We start from the raw sequence: 12,255 nt of genomic DNA on the forward strand, positions 1-12,255 counted from the left end.
ACAAGGGCAATCGATGATGACGATTGCCCCCTCTTCCATCGCCCGCCCCTCATCACGGACACGGTTGTACTGTGTCCTTGCAGGGCTCTATCTGGCTCAGGGCATTCCGACCTATCTGTTTGCTGCCGCCCTGCCTCCCATCTTGCGGGAACAGGATGTATCACGCACCGCTATCGGCATGTTTTCCATTCTGCTTCTGCCCATGGTCCTGAAGTTTGCATGGGCGCCTTTGGTCGACCGCTTCAGGCCATGGGCACGTTCTCACCGGGCTGGCTGGGTCGTGCTTACGCAAAGCGGGATCATCGCGGCCATAGTGTGCCTCATCCCGCTGGGTCCGGATAATGTCACCGGAATTTTCATTGTCGGCTTCATTGCATCACTTTTGCTCGCCACACAGGACATCGCAACCGATGGCTATGCTGCAAAATATCTCGACGAGGCAGACAGACCTCTCGGCAACGCCATCCAGGGTGGTGCGGTTGCATTCGGCGTGCTGATCGGCGGAACGCTGGGACTGGTTCTTTATCACCATGCAGGCTGGGCGATCATGCTTGGCACGATCGCATTTCTTTCGCTCATTCCTTTGATCGCCGCCTTATCGATGCGGGAAAACGACGCCGCACCTTTGCTCGACGGGCGGGCTCTTTCACGTCCCTCGATCATGCATTTCCTACGCCGCGCCGAAGCACGGCAGATTCTGTGGATTGCACTGATCTATCGGGCAAGCGAAGGGCTGATGAAAGCCATGGAGGGACCCTATCTGGTGGATGCGGGCGTTCCGCTCGACGTGATCGGCTATCTGTCAGGTGCCGCCGCCGCAACCGCAGGCATTGCCGGTTCTGCCATCGCCGCCGTTCTTCTTCGTCGCAATGGTGTCGCCGCAGTGCTTGGGCTTCTGGGGAGCTTGAGAACAATCTGCTTCCTGCTGTTCACCCTGCATGCGTTCGGCGTACTGGGTGGAATCTGGCCGCTTTACGGGGCATCGGCATTTCAGACGATCATCCGGTACATGGAGATCGTTGCGCTCTACAGCCTTTTCATGAGCGTCACATCGCCCGATCAGCCTGGAACTGATTTTACGATCCTCGCCTGCGCACAGATTGTTGTCTATCTGGCTGGTTCTATGGTTTCAGGCATCCTTGCAGATCGTCTGGGCTACGGTCCTCTCTTCGCTCTGGCAGCAGCGCTTTCGGGGCTGGCCGTTCTCGCCACGATTAGGATGCTCAAGACACTACCGAGGGCAGACGTTGATGCCATTGGCAGGCGGCCGTCATGATCCAGCATCCCTCTTGTTCTTCATGTATTTCGGACCTTCATCGAGAAGGCGAGAAGCGCTGCCATGCCAGCAAGGATCGCACTGACAAAAAGCGGTGCCTGCGCAGAGACTGTGAAAAGATAGCCGCCGGAGATCGCGCCCGCTCCCTGGCCAAGTACGTGAGCACTTGCAAGCCAACCAGCCGCAGCCCCCTGTTCTCCCTGTTCCATCCGTCCGGTGAGCCATCCAAGATAGTTGGGCGTGGCAATCGCCATTCCTACTCCTGCCATCACCAGTCCGCAGAGATTCACATATGCGAGGGGTACCGCCACAAGCAGGACACCAGCAGCCAGCAGAACTGTACCGAGGATAACGCAGGTTCTATTGTCGAGCCGCAACCGGGGAATGACCAGTATCTGCGTTGCGATCATCGCAAGCGCCACGACGATCAGCGTGATCCCCGCAGCAGCGGTCGCCTCGGCCGGACCGACGGCAAGATGCAGTTGCAGCAGCGGTCCGAGGATCATCTGAACATGTCCGAAGGACATCGTGACCAGAAATCCAAGTCCGAGGAATGGCAGCAGGCGTCCGTCGAGTGGAGAAAGATATGCCCGACTATCGGAACGCGGACCAGCTTTGCCGACAGTGTCGTTTGCAGCAGGCGCCAGCAGGAGACTGAGCGGACTTGCAACGAGCAGCATAAGTGGCAGAAGCGGCATGACACTGGCGGTCACCGCCGCAGCCGAACCCAGAATGCGGCCAATGCTGAGCCCGGCGCTGAGCCGTGCCAAGGCAACGGTGCGCTCCTTTTGCGGCAACAGTCCGGAAATCCAGGCTTGAGCAATCGGCATAATTCCAGCGGATGCCGCCCCATAGACGAGGCGCGATACTACGAGCAAACCGAGAGCCGGCACATAGGGCAGCGGGCCCACCACCATCAGCGCCAGAAAGATGAGTTGTGCCAGCAGAAGTACGAGCCCCAGCCAATACAGCGCGCGACGCGCTCCAATTCGAGCGCCGAGCATTCCACACAAGGGAGCGCTGGCAACGAAGGCCACGGCACCAAGCCCCGCTGTAAGACCGATCTCACCTGTTTGCAGACCCGTCGCAGTCGCGATGAGAGGGACAAGAGCAATGAATGCTGTCTGATTAAAACCGATAGTCGAAACGGCAATCGAAAGACGAGAAGACATTTTAAGCGCCGTATCATCGAAACCCATGGAAATCACCGCATGTTTAATTTTCGATACCGGTAGCAATGTCTGCACAGTATGTAAATATAAAATCATCACTATTTCGGAGAAGCGAAATGAATATAGTAACTAATACAAATTACTTCGCTGTATCGGAAAGTATATTCATAAATTCTCTGAAAAGAGAATGGCATAATTGGGAAATAGTAGATAACTCCCCATCGCATGCAGGAATTACAACAGAAAAATACTTGCTTCTGAAGCTTGCAGCTTCAGATAACGAGGTCAGAGTGCCTGTAATTTTCTGGTCGCTTGCCGGATATCATTGCTTCGGTACACCCATGTGGAAATCCAATGGGGACCAGTTGAAACCCATAAGTTTGCCGGAACTGGCGCTTCTGCTTCTCAAGGAGGACGAAATCGGCGGCAGCGTTTCGCCCGACGCGAAACTACTCTTTCAGCAAAGAGTACTGGACAGTATGCGATCAATCACGCGCCTTCTCCGGGAAACCGCCGATGAACGACCTTTTGCTGAATCCGATCCTGATTTCATCGAGGCCGAGAAAGCGTTGCGGTTCGGTCATGCAGTACACCCGTTTCCACGTAGCCGGGATGAATTCACTGATGAAGATAACTGCCGCTTCGGTCCGGAATATGGCAATGCCTTTGCTTTGCGGTGGTGGGCTGTCGAACCGGAACTGCTGGCGAAGGGAGGGGCTGATGGCTTCGACGTTGTCGAGGCTATCGCATCCATCGCGTCGGATTCCCGACTGATTGAAAAAACGGTTGGGCGACCGCTCATTCCGTTGCACCCATGGCAGGCGGCTCGCCTGTCACTACGCCCGGATATTCAGCGATTGGAGCGTCAGGGCAAGATAACCGATCTTGGCAGCGGCGGCCCTGACTGGCGTGCGACCAGCTCGTTGCGCGCCATATATTCCCGCGAGAGCGACTGGATGCTCAAGTTCTCGCTCAGTCTCCGGCTCACCAATTCGCGTCGCGTCGTAGAACCAAGCGAATGCCTGCGGGGCATCAACGTCCATCGGCTCATAACGGGAACGATTGGCGAGGCTCTAAAAAAACGCTTTCCAGATTTTCACATCATGGGTGAACCCGGCTGGATATCCCTGCGTTTGCCGGACGGCTCCATCGACAATGAAACAATTACAGTTTTCCGGGAGAATCCGTTTCGCGGAGAGCAGCAACCGCACGCGGCCGTCCTTGCAGCGCTTTGCGAACGTCACCCGGATGGAAATGGCAGCCATGTCGCAGACCTCATACGCCGGATCGCCGCGTCGGAGGGAGCCCCAGAGACTGATGTAGCGAAGCGCTGGTTCGAACGCTTTCTGGATGTTGCCATTGCGCCCTTCATGATTGCCCAAGGCGATTACGGCCTGCTTTTTGGCGCTCATCAGCAGAATCTCGTCCTTGGCCTCCAGGACGGTTGGCCGAATGCGCTCTATTTCCGTGATTGCCAGGGGACAGGTTACGTCCGCTCGTTCTTGCCGTTTCTGCGCGAACATCTGCCTGAGGCAGGTGCTGCTACCGACCATGTCTTCGGCAGTGACGAAGCTGCTCAACTGATTGGATACTATCTGTTCATCAACGGCGTTTTCGCACTTATTGCCGCGCTGGGCTCGGCGCGTTTCATTGATGAAAATGAACTTTTTGCGGCCCTGCAACGCTTTCTGGAACGGCTACACAAGCAGCCCGTGCGGGACAAGACCGCACTGGATTATCTCCTTCACAGCCCCACTCTGGTCGCCAAGGGAAATTTCATGATCTCGGCTGGAAACGTCAATGAAAACACCGACGTGACCGATCCCCTCGCCTCTTACATCCAGTTTCCCAACCCTCTTTCGACACGGTGAAGCCATGAATGTTCAAACGAAGAGCAGTGACTATCAGCGCCTTTCGCCACACACGGAAATAGGTGGTGAATTATCCTGGCATTATTGCGCGACGAATTCCGAGCGGCTTGCGGCAAGGCTGGACAAGAGTGGACGTATATTCCTGTTCGGAGAAGCCGGAGCGTTTCGCGCCGAAGCAAGCCTCATCTTCGACCGGCAGACAATCGCACTGCAAGATGTGAGGCTCGATCCTTTGCATAGCGATGCGGCCATGCTGCTTGCTGCCGTGTTGGATGCCGTCTTTCTGCGTTTTCCCGACATTGCGGCTTTGACACTACCACCAGCCAGCGAACTTGCTCCAGTCAGCGCCTTGGCTCTGCGGGAAGTCGAAGATTTGACCGTAGTGGATCGCTGTGTGTTACGCCAGTTGCCGTTGCTGTGGCGCAAACATGCTGCCCATATGCCTTATCCCAGCATCCGATCGGCACTCGGTCCCGCTGACCGGCTGCCATTGCTTCGTCCTCCCCGTCCATCCGGCATATTTTACGAACGCTGGATACCTGATCTGAACAAGACTGTTTCCTTCCGCCCCATCGATCGTCGTACGGATCTGGACTTGTTCTACGACTGGATGAATCAGGGACGCGTCTCCTTTTTCTGGGAGCTGGCGCAAAGTCCAGAGGCACTTGAGACCTACCTCGCAGATCAGGAGCAGGACCCGCATATCTTTGGCGTCATCGCGAATTTTGATAACGAGCCGACCGGCTATTTCGAATTCTATTGGGCACGTGAAGACCGTCTCGGTCCACATTATGAAAGCGAAGACTTTGATCGCGGCTGGCATGGCCTGATTGGCAATCCCCGGCACCTCGGCCGCCCCAAAACGCTCGCGCTTTTCCGCTCGGTCACCCACTATCTTTTCCTTGACGAGCCTCGAACGCAACGCATCGTTGGCGAGCCACGGGCATCCCACCAGAAGATGCTCAGCTATTGCGCAGACGTGGCCTATGACAAGGTGAAGGAATTCGATTTTCCTCACAAGCGCGCCGCTCTGGTGTGTTGTGAACGGGACCGCTTCTTCAAGGAGGTGCCGTTATGAACCGTCAACCAGTCTCCGGGGCTCTTCTTGGCCCGCTTCCGGGCCGCAAAGCGGTTGACGACGAGATATGGGGAATAGTGAACCGAACAGCTATTGCCAAAGCCATCTCGGAACTGTCGTATGAGGAAGGCTTTGCGCCTGTCGCCTTGAACAAGGCTGAAACGATGTGGACGCTGACGCTTGGCGATGCTGTTTCCTATCGTTTTGAAGCACGCCGTCGCATCTGGGGACAGCTGCATATCGATCCGAAAAGCCTCGTGCGGGCGACATCGACAGAAGAAGCTGTGGCAAATGACGCAGTCGGCTTCCTCGCCGAGGCGCGTGATGTTCTGGACATTTCACCAGCCACTTTCTGCACGTATGCAAAGGAGCTTTACAACACGCTGATGGCGGACGCCCGTATCGTGGCACGCCGTGCCGCTTTCGATGCAAGCGAGCTGGCTGGCCTGTCCGACACGGAACTGCAAACACTCCTCGACGGTCATCCCAAGGCGCCGGCAAACAAGGGACGGCTGGGTTGGGGATTGCAGGATAGCGAAACCTACGCACCGGAATTCGATGCACCGATCCAGCTTTTCTGGCTCGCCGCCGCGCGCAACCATTGTCAGCTTGCACTTGCACATGATCTTACAGAGCCTGCGTTGCTAGCCGAATGCCTCGGCACAGGAGAACGACACAATCTGCTTGCTGCGATGAGTGACGCGGGCATTAGCCTTGACACGCATATGCTGCTGCCCGTCCACCCCTGGCAATGGCAATCGATGATTGTCAGCCAATATGCCAGTGAGATTGCTGCCGGACGACTTGTGCCGCTCGGTTGTTTCGGCGATGCCTACATTGCGCAACAGTCCCTGCGGACACTTGCCAATCAGGTTCGCGTGCGCGCACTTCATGTCAAATTGCCGCTCACCGTCCTGAATACGTCTGCCTGGCGTGGCGTTCCCGGAAAATATATGCGGATCGGACCGGCGCTGTCTCACTGGCTCGCGGAAACAGCCAAGAGTGATCCGGCGCTGAAAAATGTCCGGATTCTGCAGGAAGTCGCCGGTGCGTTTTACCCTCATCCGCACTTCGCAACACTGAAAGGCGCGCCCTATCAGTTCTGCGAGATGCTGGGGACCATCTGGCGGGAGAGTCCGGAAAAGCACTTGCCGCACGGTTGGCGCCCCATGATGATGGGAGCACTGGCGCAGTCTGATAATGCGGGGCGTCCTGTTATAAGCGCCCTGATCGAACGATCCGGCCTGTCCCATGATCAATGGCTCGAACGTCTCTTCGAGGCAATCGCGGTCCCGCTCTACCATTTCTTATGCTGCTATGGAGTTGGCTTCATTGCGCATGGCCAGAATATCACGCTTCTTCTGGACGGCGACATTCCTGCCGGTGTGGCGATCAAGGATTTTCAAGGTGACACCGATCTGATTGACCAAGAGTTTCCGGAGCTGGCAACACTCCCCGCAGATGTAAAGGCGACGTTGAAACGTCGACCGGCGCCCCATCTGCAGCAACATCTCCAGACAGGACATTTTGCGAGCGTACTACGGTTTCTTTCCGAAGCACTGGTCGCTCACGATAGCTATCCCGAATTATCGTTCTACACACGCCTCTTAGCCCGGTTGAGGTTTTATCAGCAAAGCCATCCGGAACTGGCCGAGCGATATAAAATTTTTGATCTGTTTCTTCCGAAAATACCGCGCATAGCGATTAATCGCGTTCGTCTTGCGATCGGCTATGGCGACACCAATGAGCGGCCTGTTCCCGCTCTTGGTACCGAGTTGAACAATCCTCTTTACCTCGCGGAAATGGCGTCTTTCTCCTCCCAGAGGGCGCAAACTTATATCAATGAAGGAGTTTCAGTATGACACATTCCATTCTTGATCTGTGCGGAATTGGCGTTGGTCCATTCAATCTCAGTCTGGCGGCGCAGCTGGATTCAATCAACGGCGTAAATGTCCAATTTTTTGATCGCAAACCCAAATTCGACTGGCACCCGGGCATGATGCTGCCCGGTGCCGAACTCCAGACCTCCTTCATGAAGGATCTGGTTACAGCCACTAATCCGACGAGCCCGTGGACATTTGCAGCCTATCTGGTCGCCCATAAACGGTTCTATGAGTTTCTCAACGCTGACTACGACGCCATCCCCCGCAAGGAGTTTGCGCGGTATCTGTCTTGGGCTGCAGGGAATATTCCGAGCCTGAACTTTGGTCAGAATATCCGCGAGATCACTTTTAGCGGCAATCATTTCCAGCTGGCCTTCGATAATGAGGTCCGAACGGCCCGCAATCTGTCCCTCGGTGTGGGGTTGAAACCCTATGTACCTGAATGGGCCAGATCGGTGATTGGCGATCGTGCATTCCATTCAAGCGAAGCCGTACAGAAACTGGACACGCTGAAAGGCAAGAGGATTGTAGTTATCGGCGGAGGGCAAAGCGGCGCGGAGATATTCCAGCATCTGCTGGAACGCAGAGATTCCGACAACGAGATCAGCTGGATCAGCAGGCGACCGAACTTTCAGCCGCTTGATGACTCACCGTTCACCGACGAGCATTTCACCCCGCAATACGTGGCCGAGTTTCATCAGCTTGCCGAGCCGCGACGGCACGCGATCGTCGAGCATCAAAAGCTCGCAAGTGACGGTATTTCTGCGTCGACAATCAGGGCCATATATCGGCGTCTCTACGAACAGCGTCATCTGGACGGCGATGCACTACGGGCGACCTTGCTTCCATACCGGGAAGTTCTTGACCTCAAGCAGGATGGCGCAAGCCTGTCGATCGTGATGCGCAACGGTTTCGATGGCACAATCGAGATGCTCAGCGCCGATCATCTGATCTTTGCCACGGGCTACAAATTTTCACTACCTGAATGCCTCTCTGCAATCCAGGATCGACTATCGGCTGTAGAGGGCAGGTCTTTGCGTGTCGGCGCAGATTTTGCTCTCGACTGGAACGGGCCTGCTGACCGCCGGATTTTTGTACTCAACGCAGGCAGGCTTTGCCATGGCATCGCGGAACCACAATTGAGCCTGATGGCCTGGAGAAGCGCTGTCATCACAAATGCGCTTCTAAAACGCGCGCATTTCGATCTGGAATTTCCCGATACCGCTTTCCGCTGGACGTCAGGCAACCTTGATTTGAACCGCTCGGCATCCGGAATATCTTGAAGTCACACTCATCAGCCTAACCCGCGCCAACACATCCACCGGGGGTACACCATGTTACTCCGGTGGATTGAAATTACACCAGCATCTAGCTGCCCACCCTTGGGGTTATGAGCGCGCTGCGGTGCGTGCGTATAGAACTCGCTTCCGTGCATCGATATTAGGTCGAACGGTCTTCTGGGAGAAGCCGGAGCCAGTTCGCAAAGATACGAACATCGGTTATGCTTGAGAGATTTCGTGTATTTTTGTGGGAATTTGGTTGCGGGGGCAGGATTTGAACCTGCGGCCTTCAGGTTATGAGCCTGACGAGCTACCGGGCTGCTCCACCCCGCGCTATGGGTGTTTTGTATGTATTTGAGAAGATGATTTGATTTGTGTTCTTGGCAGACCTGGCAGCGACCTACTCTCCCGTGTCTTAAGACAAAGTACCATTGGCGCTGGAGCGTTTCACGGCCGAGTTCGGAATGGGATCGGGTGCAGCCGCTCCGCCATAACCACCAGGTCGGCGAAGAACACAAATATGAGAAGCTGGTTGTCTTTCGTGCAGATAATTCAGCGATAAACGCTGATAAACAATAAGCACACGACTGTGTGCCGGCCGGAGGCCGCGCCCGCGCAGCCGTTTGGCGGAGCCAAACTGGCGTGAGCGCTATAAATTCATCGAAGTTTGTTCGATGGATATTGTAAATGGGAGTGATCAAGTCGATCGAGCTATTAGTACCGGTAAGCTACATGCGTTGCCGCACTTCCACACCCGGCCTATCAACGTGGTAGTCTTCCACGGCTCTGATAGGGAATACTCGTTTTAGGTGGGTTTCCCGCTTAGATGCCTTCAGCGGTTATCCCGTCCGTATATAGCTACCCTGCTATGCCGTTGGCACGACAACAGGTCCACCAGAGATACGTCCATCCCGGTCCTCTCGTACTAGGGACAGATCCTATCAATATTCCTACACCCACGGCAGATAGGGACCGAACTGTCTCACGACGTTCTGAACCCAACTCACGTACCGCTTTAAATGGCGAACAGCCATACCCTTGGGACCTGCTCCAGCCCCAGGATGCGATGAGTCGACATCGAGGTGCCAAACAACCCCGTCGATATGGACTCTTGGGGTCATCAGCCTGTTATCCCCGGCGTACCTTTTATCCGTTGAGCGATGGCCCTTCCACGCGGGACCACCGGATCACTATGACCGACTTTCGTCTCTGCTCGACTTGTCAGTCTTGCAGTCAGGCAGGCTTATGCCATTGCACTCGACGAACGATTTCCGACCGTTCTGAGCCTACCATCGCGCGCCTCCGTTACTCTTTAGGAGGCGACCGCCCCAGTCAAACTACCCACCATACACGGTCCTGGACCCGGATAACGGGCCGCAGTTAGACATCCATATAGGCAAGGGTGGTATTTCAAGGATGACTCCACAATGGCTGGCGCCACTGCTTCAAAGTCTACCACCTATCCTACACATGCCGACACGAATGCCAGTGTAAAGCTATAGTAAAGGTGCACGGGGTCTTTCCGTCTAACCGCAGGAACCCCGCATCTTCACGGGAATTCAATTTCACTGAGTCTGCGTTGGAGACAGCGGGAAGTCGTTACGCCATTCGTGCAGGTCGGAACTTACCCGACAAGGAATTTCGCTACCTTAGGACCGTTATAGTTACGGCCGCCGTTTACTGGGGCTTCAATTCAATGCTTGCACATCTCCTCTTAACCTTCCAGCACCGGGCAGGCGTCAGACCCTATACGTCGTCTTGCGACTTCGCAGAGCCCTGTGTTTTTGGTAAACAGTCGCTACCCCTGGTCTGTGCCACCCCCACCTAGTTGCCTAAATGGAGGTCACGCTTCTTCCGAAGTTACGCGTGCATTTTGCCGAGTTCCTTCAACGCAGTTCTCTCAAGCGCCTTGGTATTCTCTACCAGTCCACCAGTGTCGGTTTAGGGTACGGTCTATATGCAGGAGCTATTTCCTGGAACCGCTTCGCTGCAAGATCAATCCAATAAGACCTTACAACACACGCGATCCGTCACTACCTGCAGGCCCACGAATATTAACGTGGTTCCCATCGACTACGCCTTTCGGCCTCGCCTTAGGGGCCGGCTAACCCTGCTCAGATTAACTTTAAGCAGGAACCCTTGGACTTTCGGCGAGGGAGTCTCTCACTCCCTTTATCGTTACTCATGTCAGCATTCTCACTTCCGATACCTCCAGGATGTCTCACGACTGTCCCTTCACAGGCTTACGGAACGCTCCGCTACCACGCACAAATGTGCATCCACAGCTTCGGTGTATGGCTTTAGCCCCGGTACATTTTCGGCGCAAAGACCCTTATTTAGACCAGTGAGCTGTTACGCTTTCTTTAAATGATGGCTGCTTCTAAGCCAACATCCTGGTTGTTTTGGGATCCTCACATCCTTTCCCACTTAGCCATAACTTAGGGACCTTAGATGGTGGTCAGGGTTGTTGCCCTCTCCACGACGGACGTTAGCACCCGCCGTGTGTCTGCCCAGTAGTACTCCCCGGTATTCGGAGTTTGATTAGGATCAGTAAGACGGTGAGTCCCCATAGCCCATTCAGTGCTCTACCCCGGGGTATTCGCTGGACGCTCTACCTAAATAGATTTCGCGGAGAACCAGCTATCTCCAAGTTTGATTGGCCTTTCACCCCTAGCCACAAGTCATCCCGATCTATTGCAACAGATATGGGTTCGGTCCTCCAGTACGTGTTACCGTACCTTCAACCTGCTCATGGCTAGATCACTTGGTTTCGGGTCTAATGCATCGAACTGAACGCCCTGTTCAGACTCGCTTTCGCTGCGCCTACACCTACCGGCTTAAGCTTGCTCGATACACTAAGTCGCTGACCCATTATACAAAGGTACGCTGTCACCCAGGACGAACCTTGGGCTCCAACTGTTTGTAGGCATCCGGTTTCAGGTACTGTTTCACTCCCCTCGTCGGGGTGCTTTTCACCTTTCCCTCACGGTACTGGTTCGCTATCGGTCATGCACGAGTACTTAGGCTTGGATCGTGGTCGACCCATGTTCAGACAGGATTTCACGTGTCCCGCCCTACTCAAGGACAACAGGTGTTCTACGTGTACGGGGCTATCACCCACTTCGGCAAACCTTTCCAGGTTCTTCCACTTTATTCCCTATTGCCACTGGCCTGGTCCGCGTTCGCTCGCCACTACTAGCGGAGTCTCGTTTGATGTCCTTTCCTCTGGGTACTTAGATGTTTCAGTTCCCCAGGTTCGCTTCTAACACCCTATGTATTCAGGTGTAGATACCTTATTACGATAACTAGAAAGTTGAACTGTTCTTGCATAAGCGCCAACAATTCAAATTTTCTAGCTATCTAAGGTGGGTTGCCCCATTCGGAAATCGTCGGATCAAAGGGTATTCGCACCTCCCCGACGCTTATCGCAGCGTATCACGTCCTTCATCGCCTGTGCATGCCAAGGCATCCACCAAATGCCCTTAAGACACTTGATCACTCTCATTGCCAATATCCATCAAAACATTCTTACAACGCATTATGCCACGTCAAATGTTGCCATTTGACTGCAAATGCTTGTTCAGCTTCAACGTTATCAGCAGAAAGACCAGCTTCTCGAGATACAATCGGTGGCGCGGTTAGCGTCCAATCATAATGCAAGGTTTGAGCAAACCATTGCGACATCAACTGGATAG

General features: G+C 54.6%; 6 protein-coding genes, 1 tRNA gene and 2 rRNA genes. 5 read left to right on the plus strand and 4 right to left on the minus strand.

The genetic code is table 11. From position 1 onward, the window contains the following. The first annotated feature begins 13 nt into the window (after positions 1–13). Entirely contained in the window at positions 14–1,276 is a 1,263-nt protein-coding gene (locus LJ361_RS07825) for an MFS transporter (RefSeq protein WP_151665302.1), read from the plus strand. A 20-nt stretch (positions 1,277–1,296) separates the two neighbouring features. Here LJ361_RS07825 and LJ361_RS07830 read toward each other — a convergent pair whose 3' ends face one another. Next, positions 1,297–2,448, minus strand: coding sequence for an MFS transporter (locus LJ361_RS07830; protein WP_247644254.1), 1,152 nt, complete (start codon positions 2,446–2,448; stop codon positions 1,297–1,299). 290 nt (positions 2,449–2,738) lie between these two features. Between LJ361_RS07830 and LJ361_RS07835 the strand changes: the two genes are divergently transcribed. Genes LJ361_RS07835 through LJ361_RS07850 form a run of 4 tightly spaced genes read left to right on the plus strand, consistent with a single transcriptional unit; the run spans position 2,739 to position 8,563 of the window. After that, positions 2,739–4,319 (plus strand): IucA/IucC family protein, encoded by a 1,581-nt coding sequence (locus LJ361_RS07835; protein WP_235784356.1) that lies wholly within the window; start codon positions 2,739–2,741, stop codon positions 4,317–4,319. 4 nt (positions 4,320–4,323) lie between these two features. Further along, positions 4,324–5,397 carry a GNAT family N-acetyltransferase gene (locus LJ361_RS07840; RefSeq protein WP_264813245.1) on the plus strand — a complete coding sequence of 358 codons (1,074 nt, stop codon included), beginning with the start codon at positions 4,324–4,326 and terminating at the stop codon, positions 5,395–5,397. Then, the gene (locus tag LJ361_RS07845; RefSeq protein ID WP_264813247.1) at positions 5,394–7,259 is read left to right on the plus strand and encodes an IucA/IucC family protein; all 1,866 of its coding nucleotides are present in this window, start codon (positions 5,394–5,396) and stop codon (positions 7,257–7,259) included. The genes LJ361_RS07840 and LJ361_RS07845 overlap by 4 nt, the downstream gene beginning before the upstream one ends. After that, the gene (locus LJ361_RS07850; RefSeq protein ID WP_010658466.1) at positions 7,256–8,563 is read left to right on the plus strand and encodes a lysine N(6)-hydroxylase/L-ornithine N(5)-oxygenase family protein; all 1,308 of its coding nucleotides are present in this window, start codon (positions 7,256–7,258) and stop codon (positions 8,561–8,563) included. The genes LJ361_RS07845 and LJ361_RS07850 overlap by 4 nt, the downstream gene beginning before the upstream one ends. Before the next feature lie 253 nt (positions 8,564–8,816). Here LJ361_RS07850 and LJ361_RS07855 read toward each other — a convergent pair. The 3 genes from LJ361_RS07855 to LJ361_RS07865 form a co-directional block, all read right to left on the minus strand. Further along, a tRNA-Met gene (locus LJ361_RS07855) sits at positions 8,817–8,893 on the minus strand. A 54-nt stretch (positions 8,894–8,947) separates the two neighbouring features. Then, positions 8,948–9,062, minus strand: a 5S ribosomal RNA gene (rrf, locus tag LJ361_RS07860). Positions 9,063–9,253: 191 nt separating this feature from the next. Next, positions 9,254–12,057: ribosomal RNA gene (locus LJ361_RS07865) — 23S ribosomal RNA — on the minus strand. Positions 12,058–12,255 lie beyond the last annotated feature (198 nt).

It is taken from the genome of Brucella sp. JSBI001, assembly GCF_026014005.1.
In the GTDB taxonomy this organism is placed as follows: Bacteria; Pseudomonadota; Alphaproteobacteria; order Rhizobiales; family Rhizobiaceae; genus Brucella; species Brucella anthropi.